The following is a 21,068-nucleotide window of genomic DNA, read 5'->3' on the forward strand; positions in this document are numbered from 1 at the left end:
CAAGGTGAGCGTTTTTAGCCTGAAAATCCCGACTTTCTGGGGGATTCGAACGTATTGCCCACAGCATGGGCGCTCGATGTGGTGCCCATTTGGTAAAGTAAAGACGTCGCACCAGCCAGCTCGCTGAGTGGATCCAAACTATTCCTCGCGGACGATCCTGCCAATGTTCCCCGCTCTTCCTACCGATTTGACGATTCCCAATGTAACGCGGACCGTGTCGTGCGTGTTGTTGGCAATGTGTCTGACATTCGCGTATGGCGACGCTCGCTGTTTCGCAGTGGACCAAGGCACCCAATCGTCTGGACGCCCGGTGTCGGGAGCGGCAAATTCAGGCACACCAGACGCATCGGCGAAGGATGACCCAGCGAAAAGCAGTTCGGCGGAATCGTCGATGCCGGATGAGGAGGAGCCCCGTGAAGAGGAGCCCGGTGAAGAAGAGATTGCTCAACTGATCGAAGGGTTGGCGTCGAGCAGCTACGCGACCCGAATGCGTTGCCGCGACCGGTTGATGCGAATCGGTTTGGCGGCGTTCGATCAACTGCGCGAGGCCCGCAACCACCCCGATAACGAAGTGGCAATTGTTGCCCGGCGGCTGACCAGCGGACTGCGGGTGCAGTGGTCGACGCAATCGGATTCCGCAGATGCGCGTGAGTTGTTATCTGAGTACGGATCGCACAGCGTCTCGCAGCGGCGCAATCGGATCGAGGCACTCGCTAGGTTGCCGCGAGGTGACGCATTTTTGCCGCTGTTGCGTTTGGCGCGGTTCGAGACTGAACCAGTACTGGCCCGGGCGGCTGCGCTGGCGCTGATCGGACTCGATACTCGCAAGGACGCCGGCGTCGCCGATTTGGTCGGTCGTGCTTCCAAGACCGCGCTTCGAGTGATCGAAGACAACCGAAACGAATTTGAAGCGTCACAGATCGAATCGGCACTGCGGCAGCAAGAACGAATCAGCAGTCAATGGTTGCTTCATTACGCCGCCGATCTTCGCAACGGGCAATTGGAGGTGGGCGCGTGGTCCGAATTGATTCGAAGCAATCGTGATCAACTTAGTCCGGACGAGGCCAGTTCGACAAGTGAAACCCAAGTCTCGACCAGTGAGTTGTTGAAGTTGGTTTGGACGACCGCGGAACGTGCAATCGCTCACGGATTGCCGACGGAAGCGTTAGAGATCGTCGAGGCCAATGTTGATTTGATTCCATCACGCACCCGCGACCTCATTGAGACCGCGAGCTGGGCGCTAGAAAATTCGCTCTACCGTGCCGTCATTGCAATGCATGCGGCACACACCGAGTTGTATCGCAAGAGTCCGATTTTGCTCTATTCGGCAGCCGAAGCGTACAGCCGTGCGGGCATTGAGGAAGGTGCCGCGTCCCTCGCAAAAATCGCACTCGCCATCAACCCGTTGCCCGAACGGTCGTCCGATGATGAGAGCGAAGTTCCGCCTGATGACGGTGCCCCATTTCAGCCCAACCAGCCGGCTCCCATGCATCCGCAAATGATCGAGAGTCACGCTCAAGCCCATATCGAGATCGCCACGCAACTCGTCGATCGAGGCCTGTTTCAATGGGCACAGAAGGAATACGAAATCGTCATTGATCGCTTGCCGGTCGATACGGCGGTCTCCTCATTTGCCCGTTTGCAACTCGCGGACATGTTAGGCGAGTTACTGCGTCACGCCGACGTCATCAAAACTCTCGAACCGCTGACTCAGCGGATTGATCAAGACGACGAATTCCGAGATCGTTTGATCGCTCGACGCTTCACCTACACCGTCGTTCAGAGCAACATGGACTATCACCGTGGTCTGCTGATGATCGAACAGGGGAACCTCGAAGGTGCAAAACCGGTACTACGCAAAGCGTTCGAAATGAACCAAGAGAACATCGATATCTTGATCGCGATGTACCGACTCGATGGCGGCGAGCAATGGAGAAAAGAGGTCGCCGTGACACTCGATGAACAAATCCGGGAAGCATACAGCGAAGTCGAAGACACGCGAAATTCGATGCAGAGACCGGGGCCGTTTCGACCAAACGACGTTGAGTTAGCCAAACGGCTCAACGCGTACGCTTGGTTGGTGAGCAACACCGAAGGAGACACCGAGCGTGCGCTCCGGTACAGCAAAGAGTCCTTACGATTGACGCCGCAGCAGCCGGCGTTGATGGACACGTGTGCTCGCTGCTATTTCGCGGTTGGTGATATCAAGTCAGCGATCGAAATGCAGGCGAATGCGTGTGAGGAAATGCCACACTCGCCGCCGTTGGAGCGACAATTGCGGGAGTTCCAAGAGGCTCTCGCTGAGACTCAAAAACAGGGCAACGAGCAACCGGGCGAGTAGTTCCGCCGTCGACACTTTCACCGCATTCACGATGGGAAAGGCGGTGTTTCGATTCTGGTCTACCAGTTGGCGAACAATTCATCGAGAACACTGCTTGATGGCCCACCGCCGGTGTTCGGAATCTCAATCGCTGCGGGGCGATGAGCCGTTGTCGTGGTGACGGTCGAGCGTCGAGCTTGGAATGAAGACGATGGGATCGCCGAAGCATGGTAGCCTCGTTCGGTGAATCCAAAGTCGGTGCCTTGTCCAGAGGCGGGTAAGACGATTTGTGAGATTGTGTTACTGCTGGTGGTTCCACTCGTTGTGTTCGCACCCGACGGCGATGCGATCGTTCCTCGTGTTGTGACCGCGTCGATGAACTGGCCAGGCTGGTCTTGGGTGATTTGATACGTGCCACCGGCAAGGTCGCGGAATGCATAATGTCCGAGCGAATCAGTGACGGTTGTCCGCTGGACGTTTTGACCTTGGTTGTCAACTCCGGTCAAACGCATGGTGACTCCGCCGATTCCCATTTCGTGAGACTCGCGTTGAGTGTTCCCGTTTGTGTCGGCCCAAACGTATCCCGAGAGAATCGCGTCCGATGGGTCGTCGGTGATCGAGATCATGTGCGATGCGTCGGTGACCACTTCGCCGGGACCGGACCCGACGGATTGGAGCCCGAGCACGATCGACTCGGTTGGCTCGAGTTGTCCGTCATCGACGAGTGACAGGTTGACCGTTTGCGTCGATCCATTGCCGCTGCCGATCGGAAAGGCGATACGTGTTGTGGTGAGTGTGAAGTCGGATAAGTTCGCGGTGCTCGATTGCTGAACGATCACGTCGACTTCCAATGGTTCGGTTAACACGGCACCACCGGTGGTCGTCAGCACAAGTGTGACCGAATGGGATCCGTTAGTTTCGGCAACGCTGCTGTTATTTTCGGCAAAACGAACCGTGACGCTATCATCATCAATGATCTTGGTGGTGACCGATTGATTGCCAATCGTGATCGAAGATGCGATTGCCGCGTCGACATTCATCAATTCTGACAAGACGAGTTGGAACGCTTCGTCACCTTCGAGATTCGAATCGCCACGCACGTTCACCGTGATGGTCTGGGATTGGTTGGACGCGTTTGCGAACGAAACAACCCCACTTTTCGAGTCGTAGTCGGAACCCGCCGTGGCGGTGCCGTCCGCCGTTGCGTACCCGATACTCAGGCCATCTTGAACGGGCGCGGACAACGTAACGGTGTAGGTCGCCGAGGCCGATCCGCCTGGGCCGCCGGGTTCACTAATGGCGTCCGGACCACTGATCATCACAATGGCTGAGTCATCGTTGGTGATTGTTCCCTGCACGCTCGGTGTGACGATGTCGATTAGGTCGACGAACCCGCTCGGCAATCCTGAAATTTGACCCAATTCGAATCGAAATGTTTCATTTGATTCGACCATTGAATCGGCGATCGCATTCACGGTGACCATTTGCGTTTCTCCCGCGGTCCCGGTGAAGCTCAATGTGCCCGACGAAGCGGTGTAGTCTTCGTCCGCGGTCGTACTTTCATCGACGGTGGCGTAGGCGAGTTGTAAACCACCGCTGATCGGATTTGACAATGTGACCGCGAATGACAGTTCGCCCCGCTCGGCATCGTTGTCGCCTTCGTTCGCGGACGTCGCGTCAGAAAGCGTGAGCGAAGCACGATCATCGGCGGTGATGGCTATTTCAGTTGCTGCGTTTGGCAGAGAAATGGATGACGCGATCCCATCGGGCAAACCGGCCAGCGAACTAAGTGCGACTGAAAATGTTTCGGCAAGTTCGACGCGGTTGTCACCTCGAATGTCAACGGTAAATGATTGAGATTGGCTCGCCGAGGCGGTGAACGTGAGCGTGCCGGTCGCGGAGTCGTAGTCGCCGTCGGCGGATGTAGCGGTCCCGTCCATGGTTTGATAGTCAACGCTGAAATCGTCTTGAACGTTCCCCGTCAGGGTTGCCGTGAACGTGAGTGATGCGACCTGACCGCTGGCACCTTCGGTAACGGTCGTGCTCGTGGTGGTCAGTGCGAGTGAGGCGGAATCATCGTTTTCAATGGTCGCGGTGAATTGCGGATTTGGGATCACCAATTCCGCGCCATCGGCCAGGCCGATCACGTTGCCCAATTGCACGATAAATGTTTCATTGGTTTCGACGATCGTGTCGCCGGCAATGGTGACATCGATTGTTTTTGTTTCGCCTGCATTCCCCGCGAATGACAAGATCGAGTCAACTGCGGTGTAGTCGCCGTTGGCAACGGTGGCTGATCCATCGGAGGTCGAGATCGGAACGGTGAATCCGTCAGGATCACTGACGTCGTCGGTCAGTTCGATTTCAAAACGGAACACGCGGTTGTCACCCGTGTCGCCCTCGGTCGAATCGGAGGTGATGTTGCGGATGACCAGTCGTGGGGCATCGTCATTCTGAATCGTAAGACTGGCCGGCGAATTAACGATGGTGATCGCATTTTGAATCACCAGATCAGCGGCCGAAAGTTCACTCAGAACGAGAGAGAACGTTTCATCGGTTTCGGGCGTGTCGTCACCGATAACGTTAACGGATATGGATTGCATCTCCGATGCGTTGCCAGCGAACGAGAGCGTCCCCGATGCGGCGGCGTAATCGTTATTGGCTACCGTGGCGGTACCGTCTACGGTGGCGTATTGAACGGAAATACCACCTTGGACCGCTGCAGAGAGAGTGGCTTGGGCGGCCAATGTGGTGGATTCCCCGGGGCCACCTTCAAATGTCTGAGTCGTTGTCGATCCCAACGTCAAAGTGGCAGTGTCGTCATTCAGGATCCTCGCGATGGTGTCGGGCGTCAGCATCGTAACGTCTGCACTATCCGCTCCCGTGGTCCCGAGTCGTAAACCGCTCAATCGCAGGCCAACTCGCTCATTCGCTTCGACGATCTCGTCACCTAGAATCGGCACGCTGATTTGCATCGTTTCACCGTCCGTGCCTGACATCGAGAGCGTCCCTGATCTCGCGGTGAAGTCGGTTCCGGATTCAGCGGCAATGCCACCGTTCGGCTCAAACGTGGCGTAGTTAAGAGAGAACCCTGACTGCACGGCGCCACTTAATCGGATGGTGTAGACGATGGAGGCGTTTGTACCAGGATCGGTCTCGACCACGTCGTTGGTCGTCACGTCAATCGAGGCCGTGTCAATATTAGTGTTGGTCACCGATACCGGTGTGAGTACCAAACCGTTGAACTCGGAATCGCCGCTGACAGTTGGACCGATCTGCACGCCCGAAACGATATCCCCGTCGACCACGTTATCAGCCAGACCGGTGATCGTAACGATCTGAGGAGTGTCCCAGTTTGCGTTTGTGAAAAGCAGTTCGTTCTTGTCGATCGAAAGTTCTGATGAATCGACGGGCGAGAGCGGAATGGTGACGTTTTGAATCGGCTGTCGTTTGAGGGTGACGCTGAAGGAAGTAGAGGTTCCCGATTCGCTGACGGTTAAGTCGTTGCTGGCAATCACTTCGACGCCGCCCTCGTCATCGTTGATATTGGTTACGCCGATCGGTGCGATGTCGATGGCGTTGTATGCCGTGTCACTGCTCGACGCCGTAATTGCAATGTTGAACGAAACATCTCCGTCGACCAAGAGATCATCGACACCCGTGATCGTGAACGTCTGAGGTTGGTTGTAGTTGGTCGAATTGAATGTGTGCGACGCCGGGGAAACGGTGCCTTCGGAGGTGTCGCTTGAAACCGCGGAAATGGTAACGTTCTGTGTCGGCGGCGTATTGAGAGCGACCGTGAATGTTGCGGTTGTCCCTGTTTCGCTAATTTCTAGATCGCCCGCAGTGATCACGCTGACGCCCGGCACGTCGTCGTCCGCGTTGTCGACTGAAATCGGTGATACGTTGACACTGCGGTATGCGGTGTCGGTGCTCGTTGATAAGTCAAACGAGATATTCGCGGATTGGAGGCCATCAACGGCGATGTCATCCACGCCTGAGGTGGTGACGGTTTGGGGCGTGTTCCAATTCGCGGGTGTGAATGTGAGCGAGGTTGGCGAGACGGTGACTTCGCCGGTATCGTTGCTCGTGAGATTGATCGTGACATTCGATACCGGTTGTGATTGCAATCGAACCGTAAAGTTGTCGGTGCCTCCATTTTCGGTAACCTGCAGTCCCTCTGTGCCGACGAGTAGGATACCGGCCGGATCGTCGTCGCGGTTGGTTAATGTTCGTGACGTCGAACTGAGGGAGTTGTATCCAGGATCGGTTGTCGATGTGCTGGTGAAGGTCACGTTATATCCGACATCGCCATCGGTCGTTGGGTCGTCAACGCCGCTGATGGTGACGGATTGCGGTTGATCCCAATCGGTCGCGTTAAACGTCAGAAAGGTGGTGGATAAGGAGGCTTCCGACGCGTCACTCACTGCAATGTTGACACGTACGGTACCCGCCGGTTGCGTTTGCAGCCGAGTCGTTATCGTGCTGGAATCTCCACCTTCGGTTGTGAACGCGAGGGAAGGCTGTGAAACGATCAATCGCGGGATGTCATCGTCTTCGTTGGTGAGCGTCACAACCGTTGCGGAGAGGTTGCGGTAGGCTTCATCGCTGGTTGATGTCGGTTGAACCGAGACGGTATAGGTTTGGTCGCCATCGGTGACATCGTCATCGACACTTTCGATCGTGACCTGTTGAATCTGGTCGAAATTGCTAGGTGTGAATGTGATCTGCGTTTGCGTTGGAACTCCTTCGCTGGTGTCCGATGAAACGATTTGCAACGTCACCTCGGTGGAGGGCTGTTGCGACAATCGGACGCCGAACATATCGGAACCGCCGATGCCGCCCGATTCTTTCGTGACGAGTCCGGAAAGAGGGGAGACGATCAATCGGGCACTGTCGCCAACATTGGTGACCGTAATCGGCGCGACATTTAGACTGCGGTAGGCGGTGTCGGCGCTGTTGGAAAAGTCAAACGAGATGTTGGCGGTTTTTTCGCCATCAATCACGCTGTCGTTAACGCCAGTAAGGGTAACGGTTTGTGATTGATTCCAATTCTGCGGAGTGAAGGTCACTGATGTGGGAGCGACGGTGACTTCGTCGGTGTTGCTGCTGGCCAAACCGATCGTCACGTTACCTAACGGCTGCGTTTGCAGTCGGAGTGAGAACGTGTCCGTGCCGCCGTCTTCGTCGACTTGCAGGCTTTCTGTATCTGCCAGAATTAAACCAGGTGGATCGTCGTCCTGGTTGGTCAACGTACGCGTGACGGCAGGCAGCGAATTGTAATCCGGGTCCGTTGTGGAGCTGCTCGTTACCGTGATCGTGTACCCGACATCACCATCGGTGATTGCATCATCCACACCGGTGATCGTGATCGTTTGAGGCTGATCCCAGTTTCCCGAGTTGAAGGTGGTTGATGTCGGCGAAACGGTGCCTTCGGACGTGTCGTTTGAGGCAACATTGATTGTTACGGTGCCGACGGGCTGGGTTTGCAAGGCAACTGTGAGGGAAGCCGTTGTGCCGCCTTCGGTCGTGAATGTGGTTGAGGTTGGCGACACGCTGAAATTGGCAACGTCATCGTCTTGATTGGTAACACTGACCGATCGAGTGGGCAGGCCTCGGTAATCCGCATCGCTGGTCGGATCAACGGCAAGATTGATTTGGTAATTGACCGAACCGTCGATCAGATCATCATCCACACCGGTGACCATCACGATCTGAGTTGCATCCCAATTGGCAGGCGTGAACGTTAACTGAGAAAGGTTAGTAGTTCCCTCGGTGGGATCGGAGGACGTTAAGTTCAGGATGACGTTTGTATTAGGTCTTGAAGACAATCGCACGTTGAAGACATCGCTTTGGCCGTCTTCGTCAGTGACGAGCCCCGAACTCGGTTGAATTAGCAATCCGGCAACGGTCGTGTTCAGATTGCTCGCCGAGACCGTAGGCACGGTGATATTTTGGTAGAGCGAATCACTGCTCGAAATGACGCCAGTGATTTGGTAGTTCTGCGTCGGGTCGACGATTTCGTCGTCAACGCCCGTCAACGTGAGCGTCTGCGTCTGGTTCCAGTTCGATTGCGTGAAGGTCAGTTGCCCTGGAGAAACAGTCCCCTCGCCGGTGTCGGACGACGTGAAATTAATAGTCACCGGCGCGGTAGGTTGCGAATTCAGCCGGACCTGAGTTGTGGCCGTTTGTCCGTTCTCACTGGTGACGAGTCCTGATGTCGTTGCGATCGTCACGCCGGCGGTGTCGTTGTCCGCTACGCTCACGGTGAGGTCATCAACGGACACGCCGCTGAACGACGAATCGTTGCTCTGTAAAACGCTCGTCTGCAGCGAAACGTTCAGGCTCGATTCCGCAATCGAGTCGTTTGTCGCGGTAATCTGTACCGTTTGTGGCGAGTTCCAATTTGATGGTGTGAACGTCAGTGTGTTCGATGAGAGTGAGACTTGGTTGGGCGTTTGCGGCGTGATGGTGAAGCTGACGTTGGACGTCGGCGCACGGTTGAGTGCGACTTGGAAGCTTGCCGTTGCTCCACCCTCGGTTACTTGTAGGTTCGTCGCATTGGTAAACACGACGCCCCCGCCAACGATCGATATCTGGTCACCCGTTACGTCGAAGGTGGTGACTTCGGCAAACGGGCGATAGAACTCGGCACGCAGATTCGGTTCGTTTGCTTGCACGGCGTCGAGGTCGATGTTGCCGACCGCGAGTGCGGTAACATTAATTTCAAAGAACAGCAACTCGTCGTCTTTGGCGTCGCCGACCGGTTCGGTGCTGTCGCGTCCGTTGAGATTGTCCAAACGGCTAGTGAGGATCTCGCCGTTGTTGGCGCGACCAGGGACCGTTTGGAATTCGCTGCCCAGCGTGATCGGTCCAGAGAATTGCAGCAGGGAAGGATCGTAGGGGACGTCGAATGCTGCTTGCAGGATTCCCGACGGGATGGTTGAGGAGGAGGCGGGCCGCTGATCTTGCACGTAAGTTCGCATCACATACGATTCGCCCGCGTTGAGCGAAGACACCTCCGCACCGGTTCCGCCGGCGGGAAAGAAAGCGAAGCGGACGCCGAAACCATCGAGCAGATGCCGTGGCTCGAGCGATTGAAATTGAAGCGCGGCTCGCTTTTTTCGCGTGCGTTCTGACGACCGGTTGGAAGTTGCCGAGCGACGTAGGCCGTGCCGTCGTCGTGATTGCCGACGTGGAAGGTCCATCAGGATTGCAACTCATGAGGGGCAGAAAAGAAACGGCGGCGGAGAAATCCGCCGCCGTCTGTGCTCTCACGATTTTAGTCCCAATTCCTCGAGAGGCCAGATTTCCGCTCGAAGTTACTGAGACATTGAATGGTTTCCCCCAACATCAGTTGATGTGGTTGAGGAAGCCGTTGAAGTCGACGTTGGTCATTACCGAGGACAACTGGCTGCGGTCGAGCGTGTCGCCGGCATCGTTACCGCCGTCGATCGAGGCACGAGGGCCGAAGTCAATGTCATCGATCAGGTCTACGCGATCTTGGTCGTCGCCGAGCCCAATGAATGTGCCCGCGGTCACCATCACGTCTTCGAGGGTGACGCGGTCGTCACCACCGCCCGCATTTGCGTCGTCGGCCAGGCTTGCCAAGCCGAGGCCACCGAAGAGGGCATCAACCATCGCGGGTCGGATTCCAACGGTATTGCCGATATTGAGGACCCCGTCGACCAGCACGTCGGTCATGTTGACGATATCGTCACCGTCACCGAGCCCAATATCCACGAGGCCTTTTAAGTCCGCGTTGATGAAGCTCATTCGTTCGTTGCCCGCTCCGTTGCTAAACTGGATCGCGCTGCCGGTGAGTGTGTTGCCGCCGATCACGGTTCGTGCGGCCGTTTCGCCGCCGACTCCGGCTTTCCCGATCACGATCGTGTTGGTGTCATGATCCATGCCGTTGTTGACCACGATACCGCTAGGCAGTCGGGATTCTTCGATTGTCAAACGGTCATCACCCGCGGCGTTGGTGACATCCAAGCGGCCGCCGCCGAGGATGTCCGAACCGATGATGCTGTCGTTGTGAATCATGATCGATGAACCGTGCAGGAAGTCGCCCGCACCATTTTCGATCGACGATCCGCCATAAATGTTAATGGCCGAGAAGTTGACTTCGTCGAATCCGTCGCCGTTGTTGATCGCAACGTTACCACGAATACGGCTAGGATCGGTTGCATTGTCGCGTTCGAGTGTCGTGCGACTGCCGCCGGCGCCGTTGTAGATTTCCAGCACGCTTTGTGGCGTAGTGACTAGATGTTCGCCGATATCGGTGTTGCTAATCTTAATGATATCTGCAGCCCCGGTTGGGTTTGGGGTGTGAACCATCGCGCCGAAATCAAATAGACCGTCATTGCTAATCGACAGGCCGCCTTTCAGGTTGCTGTCGACAATCGTAATGTCGCTGCCGCCGCCACCAGACTCGATGTGTGCCGAGAAGAAACTACGCATTCCGTCAACGGTGACCGTATCGTCTTGAACGACGACATTATCAAGAGCAGTGGTGCCGATGTCATCATCGTCTTGGTGGCTGACAATTAAGGAATCGACTTCAAGATCCGTCAGTGAGACAACGGCTTCGCCATTAGTCAGGATTTGAAGTTGACCATCCAAGAACGATTCTTCGGTCTCGGATTGATCAAGGCCGACGAACTCGACAATGTCGGCGCCGCCTTGAGGAATTGCAGGATTCCCCATTAGGGAGAGCGTGACGCTGTCACCAAAGTTGACCCTAATATTGTGGATCGCACCGCTGATGGGAGTTTGGTAGGTGTCTCCGACGATCCCACCTGAGAAACTAAAGAGAGTCTCGGATCCTTCTTTGGCTTTGATAGTGAAGCTCTCGGATGGCGAAAACGCTCGACGAGAATCTTGCCAGATTTCAATTTCGTTGGCGTTGCTATCGCCGGTGAGTTCAATCGTATCGCCGACAATTTCGACGGTGACAAAGTTGGCAGCGAGGACGCGACGGTTTTCAAGTGATTCGACCCTCATGCGTCGTCGACGACTCGCCTTCAAACGTTTTGGTGTGGGCTCGCGACGTTGTCTTTTGAAAAGTTTCATGGAAGTGTTGACCTTCGGTTCAAGATGAGCGTGACCGTCCATAACACAAACCGCAACGCCAAGCCCTCGACGCGCAACCCCACGATTGGGATACCCTCTTTTCTATTTCCGGGCCACTCGAGAAGCAAGTCAAGAGTTTTTGAAATGGCCGGATAATCGGTAAATTAGCTGTAAACGGACCGTGTATTTGGTTTGTTTGACCCGGCCTCACTAATCCCCCTAGATTGCTGGCCGGACTCGAATTACGTGCAGTTTTCCGAGAGGAGTGTCTCGAATGCTTAAAAGAAAACCATGTAATTCTTAATGCGCAATTGAAACGAAACATTGAGGCTTGATTGCCGTGAGCCGCTCAACTCACCGTATCTTGGCTGACCTGATTTGCGGATCCCGCGGTTCTTAAGAATCTGTGTTGACTTGTCTAGAAGACTGCTATCTTTGCAATGGTTTTGCTTATGATGGCACGTGGATTCTGAATGAATCGTTTTCTTCAGTGGACGCAGGGATGGTTGGTAGTTTTGAGTTTCCAGCGAGACCATTCCTGCGATGCCGAGAAAATCGACGCACACCAAACGACACTTAGGATACCCGCGTCGACTGCGGGTTGAGTCGCTTGAGTCTCGCAAGTTGCTCGCGTCCGACGTTCTTGTTTCGGCGATCGATGCACCTTCCAACGGTGACGCGAATCACTCCACGATGTCATTGATTGACTTGCGTGACGGTGAAGTCTCCCCGGTCGTTCCGGCGAGTCAGTTGCAGTCCAGTGTTGATGATTCCGATGAAGGCGTTTCCGGTTTGGCTATCTTGCCTGATGGAACGGTCATCGCTGCCGCAAGCACCGAGTCTGGACGCGATGGGGTATTGGCGAGTGAATTGGTTGTCCGCAATTCGCTCGGCGGCGTCGTCATGCGACGAGTTGCCGTTGAATTGGACGGGAGTCCCGTTTCCGTCGCCGACCTGACTAACGATTCAACTGGGCGAGTGTTCGGTGTGACGGCATCGCTGAGTGGGCCAACTGAATCGGCGAAGCTGATCGAGATCGATCCCTTGACGGGTGACGCGATCTTGATCGGTGACACCGGTTTGCCTGGGCAAGTTTCAATTGCGATGCATCCTGACGGGACGCTTTATGCAACATCGCAGGATGGTGGTTTCTCACCTCTGACGCTACATCGACTCGACGTAACCGACGCGAGTGTGATCGAGTCAAACTCGATCAGCGATCACACACCGTATGGATTCACTACAGGATTGGCCGTCCATCCGGATTCGGGGTTGCTCTATGGCAGCGAATCGCATTTGGGACGATTCTTTACGATCGATCCGGTAACTCATTCGCGAGCGTTCCTGTCGACGCAGTCGCCGTTGCGTGGTGTCTCGGGTGACGTTGCTTTCACCACTCGTCGTGATTCCGGCGACGTTCGTCAATTGTTGTACGCGGGTTTCAATCAGGGATCGGATGGATTCACGATCGACAATTCTGGCGGAGAGATTGGCGGGCTTTGGCACCGTTCCTTTGGTCGGCGAGAAGACGGACTGCTCAATCATTCGCTTAGCGGATCGTTCTACTATGGTTTGTTCGAGGGACCGGACGGCGGAGGAAGCACGATTCTGGATCGTTATCACCGTGGGGTGATTTCGTCGCCGGAGGTCGCACTTCCCGCAGAAGGGACGTCGATTCTCAGTTTTAGTTATTTGCTCGACGCTCGCCCGGAATTGACCCGCGATTTCGTGACGGTATCAGTGGACGATGGAACAACCGTCACACCGATTTTGACTCGTGCCGACGGAACACTCCCGGAGACCGCAGGTGATTGGTTGACCGCAACGTACGACCTGACGGCCTACGCGGGGCAAACCGTTTCGATTGATTTCGAATTCGATTCTGGGGATCCCGTCAACGAGGATCCTGAAGGATGGTATGTCGATGACGTGGTGATCGTTCATCTCGCTGATCCGGCTCCGTTGACTGCCGATGTATCGATCGCGAAGACGGTGGATGATGCAACACCCAACGAAGGGCAAGTGATCACTTACACGCTCACCGCGGCTAACTCGTCGGATTCGGTGGGAACGGCGACCGGTGTGGTGGTGACGGACGTTTTACCTGTTGGTGTAGCGTTCGAGTCGGCGGTGGCCAGCGAAGGCGACTATGATTCGCTGACCGGAATTTGGGACGGGATCGATTTGGTGCCCGGCGAGACGGCAACATTAAGCTTGAGCGTGATCGTATCAGCGGGAACGAACGCCGAAACACTAGTCAATGTCGCCACGATCGAGAGTGATCTTGAGGACCCCGACGCTTCGAATAATGAAGTGGAGGTGCCCGTGACGGTTAACAGCGTTGATCTTTCGGTAGTCAAGAGCGTTGACGATGCGATGCCGACGGTGGGCGATTCCGTTACGTTTGAGATGGTTGTGGCTAACTCGCCGGCATCTAATGCGGTGGCAACGGGTGTGACTCTTGTCGACGTTTTGCCGACCGGTTTCAGCTTTGTTTCAGCTTCTGACGGTGGCGTTTACGATGAAGCGAGTCGCACGATCTCTTGGAGTCTCCCTGATGTCGGTGTCGGTGAGCAGCTCGCGGTGTCCGTGATTGCGGGCGTTGATATTGATTCCGCGGCTCTCACCCTTGTCAATCTAGCCAGGGTATCGGCAGGTGAAACTGATCCCAATCTTAATAATAACGAATCGACTCAAACCGTCGTTCCAAAACCGAAACCATCCGCAAATTTATCTGTTGATAAATCGGTGTCGAACCCGACACCTGTTGAGGGTGACCAGGTCGTCTACACGATTGTTGCGGGCAACTCGAATTCATCATTGAGCGACGCGTCCGGCGTAACGGTGGTTGATGTTCTTCCGGACGGGGTGAGTTTGGTTTCATTCACGGTAACGGCGGGAACGTTTAATGAGGAAACGGGCGTGTGGACCGTCGGGAGTTTGGCTCGCGGTGTTTCTGAAACGTTGGCGCTCACTGTTTCCGTCAACGCTGGGACGGCAGGAACGTCCGTCGCGAACACGGCCGTGATTGAAGGCGACGAAGACGATCCCGATCTGAGCGACAACACTGATACCGAAACGATGACGCCGCAGCCGATCGCGACTCAAACGGTTCAGTTCATCGCGCCCCTGAGCGTCTTTCGTGCCGGCACTCCTGTTTTGCCGGCGCCATCCCAAATCGCCGCTCTGGGGTTTGTCTGGGATGATGCGAATCAGGATGGGATTTGGGACGCGTCAGAGTCTGCCGTTAACGGAGCCACGGTTAGCTTGTTTCAAGGGGCGACGTTGTTTGGTTCATCGCAAACGGGCTCCTTCGATCTGGACGGAAGTGGGGAAATCAACCCTCAGACCGAAAGCGGAATCTATTTCTTCGCGGCCGGATCCGTTCTCGACGGAACGTATCAGGTTCGAGTCGATCTTCCCAGTTCGGTCACCACCACGTTTCCAGCTACCGGGGAATTAGAAATTGAGATTGACCAATCCGCTCCTATTTCGCAGCGGCCCATCGGAACGGCAGGGCAGCCTTCGGAGACCGAGACCTCAGCAACGAACATTGGAATCTCGCGTGACTTCATAAACTCGCCCACCGAGGACATTGGGACAATCGTCGGTTACTCCTGGGCCGATATCAACCAAAACGGGCAGTGGGACGCGAACGAAGAGGTCCGAAAGGGCGTCCAGTATTTCTTAGACTTAAACGACGATGGTGTAATCGATCCGCAACTCGAACCCGTCTCGATCACCGATGACGAAGGCCGCTACCGGTTCGGTTCACTCACGCCCGGTAGCTATGTCGTTCGTGAAAACGACTTTGATCGCGACAACCTGCTGAATCCAGGTGGCGGTATCGTCATTGTTTCGACGTTTCCGTCGCCTGCAGCGGATGGACTTTCGCCATCGCATACGGTCGTCGTCAACGGTGGTGAAGTGGTGCAGGCGGATACGGGAACTGCGCAATCGCCGAACTTTGGTGCGATGGAAATCGGTCGGTACGTTCGGCCCGCAGATGTTTATCAGGATTGGTTCACGGAATACCCGTTATTGCAGGATGCCCTGACGGTCACGCAATCATTTACCGTTGAGAATAATAGCGGTAACAGTTTCAGCATTACGGAAATTAATGAACTCAATCTCGATATCCGTGAGTCCGACTACGTCAGTGTCAAACAGGTAGCGTCGGACGGCAGTTTGATCGATCCCGTCTTCCCGCTCAGCGTCGCTGCGGATAGATCTGTCGAATTCATTGCTTTTTACGCTCCGGTGCAACGAGATGCAACCGGTCAGGTCCTCTCGCAGCAGCCTGATTGGTTGGGGCCAGCGGTTGATCGAGCTGCGCACACGTTTGGTGATGATGCCGCAATCGAAGTCGTCACGGATGGAGGTTTGCGTTATCCGGTTCGGCTAATTGGCGGTTCCACATTTGATAGTGACATTAACTATGACGGTGTTGTTGATGTCATCGATGCGGGTTTGCTCAACGACCTGCTAATTCGTGAGCCGGTAGCACGTGAGCAGACGACGCGATTCGATCCTAGCAAAGACATCAATGTGCGTTGTCCGAACGGCGCGGATCAAACCACCGGTACCTGCGTGTTTCCCGTAGGAGGGGATCCGGTACGAGAAATCTCCCTCGGGGATTTCGGCCCGATCAACGTTGAGATCGATCAGTCTGTGCGCACAGCGATCGCGTTGGAAGTCCCGCTGCCGCCACCGGAATCCACGTCGGTTGCTGAATCCATGTCAGTCACTGAATCCACGTCAGTCGCGGGCGTCCAATCAGGGCTTCTCGGTGGTGAACCATTGGAACGTTTGACGAGTTCTCAAACGTCGCTGAGTGAGTTATTGGACGCGTTTTGTCTTGCGGAACCGGACGTTGGCGACCGAGAAAACCACACTTCTATGGAAGGTCTGCCTGTTGAACGCTTGGTCGCCACCAATTTAGAGGACATCGCGGTCGCAGATTCAGAAGAGGTCGACGTGGAAGTATCGTGGTGCGATCCAAGTGCAGCCGATGTGAATCGGGACGAAGACGACGAGCGGTTGCGGGCCGTTGATGAAGTGTTCGGAATGCTCGTGTAACCCTGTTTCACGGTGTTTCACGCGAATTTGGCGTGAAATCTCTCTTGACGTCGTCAACGGCCGACTCGACACTCGCCAGCGTACAAAACACTCATCGACACTCTGCCATGGATGGCAAAGGGATCGACATGACACGGAAAGTCAAACGTAATCGGTCGCACCGCCGACCCTCCCATTGTCTGCGACTCGAGAATCTTGAGAGTCGTCGACTCCTTGCTGTTGCCGCATTCGAATCCGAACTGTTGGCTGACAACAACGGTGTGCCCGGCGAAGTCATCTCGGACAATACGGTTGCCGCGGGTGAAACTTTCTTCCTCCGCGTGACGGCTCAAGAATTTGATCCCATGCGTTTCGGACTTCAGTCCGTGGGCGTTGATATTGCGTGGGATGCTTCGCTGCTCGACGTGGTCGAGGAAGACTTTCAACTTGATGCGATTATCACTGCGAACTTGCCCGTGTTGCAAAAGGGCACGCTCGACCAAGATGGAGGATTGATCGAAGGTCTGAGTGGTACATCGCTGTCCGCGCTTGGTTCGGGACGTCCTATCGGAAACGCGGTCCCAGAAACGTTTGTTTTGATCCGCATGCGTGCGGGTGAACAGCCAGGTGTCGCAACGTTAAATCTACAGCAAGGTAGTGCGAAAACGATCACGGCACCGACGGCCGCTTTGGGCGAGCGTCATCTGAATTTCGATCACGAGACGATCACGATCGTGGCGTCGGCAAGTGAGCCGGAAACGCCGGTGGAAACAGAAGCTAACTCAGTGGAACCAGCAGACGTTCCGGTAGAGACACCACTTGCCGTCGACGAAGAACCATCGACCGCCGGTGATGTTCTTCCGCAAGAGCCCGAAGCCGCCAACCCGGACACGGTACCCGAACAGCCAGTCGTCACGGAGCCGGAGAAAGCGGAGCCACAGGGAGATTCCCAGGACGAAAATTCGTCGTCGGAAACGGTACCAACCCAATCGCCCGCGGCCGAAACTCCACAGGTCGATATCCCTGTCGAGGACAGTTCTATCGTAGCGGCACCTGTCGATGAATCGTCAGTAGCTGGCTCTGAAGTGACGGAGTCTGAGACGTCAGAGTATTTGCCTGCGGATGTTCCTGCGGAGAATGTCGGCTCGGCCGAGCAGGTAGACCAGGTGGCCGAAGCAATCGATGAGGTGATGTCGTTTGACTTCAACGGCGACGGCGTCTTTGATTTTGCCGACTTCGGACTGATGAACGTTCAGGCGGCCTCGGCATCCAGCGAGATTGAGACCGTCGCAGAAGACACTGCTGCAACCGAATCCGAGGAACACGACGTTTCGACTGAGCCGACTGCATTCTCCGAGCCATGCATCGCGGTGCCCGCTTTGAACGATGTGGAGGCGACGGAGAAGTGGCTCGATGATTTTGCGACGGCGTGGTTGGCCGATTCGGAAGCACGTGCGCGTCGACGTGAAGAAACCCAACTCTTTTAGGCTGTCGGGAACACGGCGGATCGAGCGTTCGTTTTTTCAGCGAGATCCTGCGATGGTCGCGCGTGAATTGCTCGGCTGTGCTCTCGTTCATTTCCACCATGGCGAATGGCTCGGTGGCTGGATTGTGGAGACGGAAGCGTATCTCGCCATCGACGATCCGGCCTGCCACGGCGCTCGTGGGCTTGGGCGCAGTAACGCGTCGATGTTTGCCGACGCCGGTACGTTGTATGTCTATCCGATTCACGCAAAGTTCTGCGTGAATTTGGTGACGCAAGGCGTTGGTATCGGATCTGCCGTCTTGATTCGCGCGATCGAGCCCGTGTGGGGTGTCGAGGTGATGAAGCAAAATCGTGGGACGAACGACTCACGCCGAATCACATCAGGCCCAGGCATGATTTGTTCGGCGATGCAAGTGGATCGAATCAGCGACGGGGTCGACGTCACTCGCTCGAACGAATGGGCGTTACACTCTGGCCATGACGTCATCGATGACGTGATCGCGACGCCTCGCATCGGGATAAGCCAAGCGGTTGATTTGCCGCTGCGATTTTTCGTCGATGGCAACCGTTACGTCAGTGGATTGGCTCGCGAGCATACACGTCCACGACGTGAACAGCTCGGAACGTTGGGCGAGTGATCCGCTTACGCACTCGTTCGTTAGCTATCTTTCGATTCGAAATAGTCGGCGATCGCGTCCAGGATGCGTTTGCTGGCGTTGCCGTCACCGTATGGGTTACTCGCCTGAGCCATCGCATCGTAATTCGCTCGATCGGTCAGCAGTTCGCTCACGCCTTCGACAATCTTTTCACGGACCGGGCCGACCAGACGGACGGTGCCCGCGTCGACGCCTTCGGGACGTTCGGTCGTATCTCGCATGACCAAGACGGGTTTGCCGAGTCCGGGGGCCTCTTCTTGCACGCCGCCGGAATCGGTCAGCACCAATTCACAGGCCTGCATCAACGCGACGAAAGGACGGTAGGATTGCGGCGGTAGGAGAAGCACGTTTTGAAGGTTTCCGAGCGTTTTCTCGACAGGGCCCTGAACGTTCGGGTTCAGGTGCACCGGGTAAACGAAACGGACGTCGGGGAATCGTTCGGCCAGCTCCGCGATTGCGGCGCAGATTGATTCAAAGCCGCCACCAAAGTTTTCTCGGCGATGTCCCGTGATGAGAACGAACCGTTTTTCATGCCAATCAGAGGGCAGAACGCTGGCGAGATGGGATTCGATCTCTTCCGCAATCTTCGGGTCTTTTTGTCGTTCGACTTCGAGATGCAGGGCGTCGATGACAGTGTTACCGGTAACAAAGATCTTCTCGGTTGCGACTCTCTCGTCGAGAAGGTGTTTTTCGCTGACGGTTGTCGGGGCGAAATGGAGCGTCGACAGAGGCGTGGCTAGCACCCGGTTGGCTTCTTCGGGAAAAGGGCTCGTCATGTCGCCCGTTCGAAGGCCCGCCTCAACGTGTCCCGTAGGAATTCGGCGGTAAAAACAGGCGAGCGATGCCATGAGGACGGTCGTGGTGTCGCCTTGAACGAGAGCAAAATCGGGCTTCTCATCCTCCAAAAGTGCGTCGATCTTCGTCATCAATTTTGAAGAGAGAGACGCGAGTGTTTGACCCGGAGTCATAACTTCCAGGTCATGATGGACGGGAAGGTTGAAGATATCGACGACCTGATCGAGCATTTCGCGGTGCTGACCGGTTGATACCGACAGCAGTTCGAATCGGTCGTCCGACGCAAGAGCCGTGACGATCGGGGCCATCTTGATCGCTTCGGGACGGGTACCAAAGAAGACCGCTATTTTTGGTCGAGTCACGGATTAAACTGTTGGGCTCAAGGCTGGAGATGAGGATTTCGGGCTCGTAGTCTGATTGCCGTCACGGCATCCCTCAAGTCGCAATAAGTATGCTTTTTGATGATGATTGTTGAATGACCACTTATCTCGTGACCGGTTGTGCCGGTTTTATCGCCAACGAAGTCGCCGCTCAATTGATCGAATCGGGAGCGAAAGTCGTCGGCATCGATAATGTCAATGATTATTACGACGTGCGGCTAAAAGAGCATCGATTGGAACGACTGCAGTCGCACGATGCGGACCGGTTCGAATTTGTAAGAGGCGACATTGAGAACCAAGAGACTCTGGCGGAGCTCTTCGAGAAGCATTCATTTGATGGAGTGCTGAATCTCGCTGCACGGGCAGGGGTTCGGTACAGCATGGAAAATCCACACGTCTATATGACAACCAATGCGATGGGCAGTTTGAATCTGCTCGATCAAATGCAACGACATGGCGTTAAGAAGTATGTGTTGGCTTCCACTTCATCGCTCTACGCAGGTCAACCGATGCCATTCGTTGAGACGCTGCCGGTAAACACACCGATCTCGCCATACGCGGCGAGCAAGAAGGCAGCCGAGGCGATGGCATTTGCCTATCACCATCTCTACGACATCGACGTGACCATTTGTCGTTACTTCACCGTATACGGGCCCGCCGGGCGTCCGGATATGTGCATCTTTCGTTTCATCAAGTGGATCGACGAGGGCACACCGATCGAACTGTTCGGCGACGGAGAACAGTCACGCGACTTCACATACGTGTCGGACATCGCCTCCGGGACGATTGCGGCACTCAAACCGGTCGGATATGAAATCGTGAACCTCGGCGGTGGTGGAACGCCCGTGTCGTTGAACACGATCATTGAGATGTTGGAACAGCGACTCGGTAAGAAAGCCAAGGTCGAGCATAAGACGTTTCACAAAGCCGACATTAAGACCACGTCCGCTGACATCACGAAAGCCCGTGAACGACTCGGATGGACACCCAAGGTCGACCTCGAAGAAGGTATCGACGCGTCGGTGGCTTGGTACCGCGAGCATCAACCATGGTCGAGCGAGTTGCTGTTGCCCTGATCGAGAAATCAGCCGGGGCAAAAGTGTCGAAACCGTAGATTTCTGACGCGTGGCCCTCTTTTCTGAGTCGCCTGCTTAAATCGCTGTTGGCATGGTTTTGTGACGGCCAGTGGCAGATTGGATGACCGTTTCGACGTCGAGGTCTGGACGTATGCGGTCTGTCCGCGAATACTTGCGAAGCAGCGGCAACGTGGTCGCTGGATTTTTTCCCATTCTGGAATC

8 protein-coding genes are annotated in these 21,068 nt (G+C 55.4%); 5 read left to right on the forward strand and 3 right to left on the reverse strand.

The window, feature by feature from the left end; translation table 11 throughout:
- Window positions 1-163: 163 nt before the first annotated feature.
- A complete protein-coding gene (locus FHS27_RS13220) occupies window positions 164-2,341 on the forward strand; it encodes a hypothetical protein (protein ID WP_221225069.1) in 2,178 nt (725 codons plus the stop codon).
- A gap of 59 nt (window positions 2,342-2,400) precedes the next feature.
- On the opposite strand, the gene FHS27_RS13225 is transcribed toward FHS27_RS13220, so the two are convergent.
- Both FHS27_RS13225 and FHS27_RS13230 read right to left on the reverse strand, forming a co-directional pair.
- Entirely contained in the window at window positions 2,401-9,528 is a 7,128-nt protein-coding gene (locus FHS27_RS13225; RefSeq protein ID WP_184305390.1) for a beta strand repeat-containing protein, read from the reverse strand.
- 145 nt (window positions 9,529-9,673) lie between these two features.
- A complete protein-coding gene (locus tag FHS27_RS13230) occupies window positions 9,674-11,395 on the reverse strand; it encodes a Planctomycete extracellular domain protein (RefSeq protein WP_246419724.1) in 1,722 nt (573 codons plus the stop codon).
- Between the two features lie 543 nt (window positions 11,396-11,938).
- Between FHS27_RS13230 and FHS27_RS13235 the strand changes: the two genes are divergently transcribed.
- The 3 genes from FHS27_RS13235 to FHS27_RS13245 are packed head-to-tail and all read left to right on the forward strand — an operon-like array spanning window position 11,939 to window position 18,577.
- Window positions 11,939-16,474 carry an SdrD B-like domain-containing protein gene (locus FHS27_RS13235; protein WP_184305392.1) on the forward strand — a complete coding sequence of 1,512 codons (4,536 nt, stop codon included), beginning with the start codon at window positions 11,939-11,941 and terminating at the stop codon, window positions 16,472-16,474.
- Window positions 16,475-16,506: 32 nt separating this feature from the next.
- A complete protein-coding gene (locus FHS27_RS13240; RefSeq protein ID WP_184305393.1) occupies window positions 16,507-17,940 on the forward strand; it encodes a hypothetical protein in 1,434 nt (477 codons plus the stop codon).
- Window positions 17,867-18,577: a DNA-3-methyladenine glycosylase gene (locus FHS27_RS13245; protein ID WP_221225070.1), complete on the forward strand. Its 711-nt coding sequence runs from the start codon at window positions 17,867-17,869 to the stop codon at window positions 18,575-18,577. The genes FHS27_RS13240 and FHS27_RS13245 overlap by 74 nt, the downstream gene beginning before the upstream one ends.
- Window positions 18,578-18,597: 20 nt before the next feature.
- Here the strand turns inward: FHS27_RS13245 and wecB are convergent, their stop codons facing one another.
- Window positions 18,598-19,752, reverse strand: a complete 1,155-nt coding sequence (wecB, locus tag FHS27_RS13250) for a non-hydrolyzing UDP-N-acetylglucosamine 2-epimerase (RefSeq protein ID WP_184305395.1) — start codon at window positions 19,750-19,752, stop codon at window positions 18,598-18,600.
- A 113-nt stretch (window positions 19,753-19,865) separates the two neighbouring features.
- Between wecB and FHS27_RS13255 the strand changes: the two genes are divergently transcribed.
- Window positions 19,866-20,846, forward strand: coding sequence for an SDR family NAD(P)-dependent oxidoreductase (locus FHS27_RS13255; RefSeq protein ID WP_184305396.1), 981 nt, complete (start codon window positions 19,866-19,868; stop codon window positions 20,844-20,846).
- Window positions 20,847-21,068: the final 222 nt, after the last annotated feature.

This window comes from Aporhodopirellula rubra, from assembly GCF_014192335.1.
GTDB lineage: Bacteria > Planctomycetota > Planctomycetia > Pirellulales > Pirellulaceae > Rhodopirellula > Rhodopirellula rubra.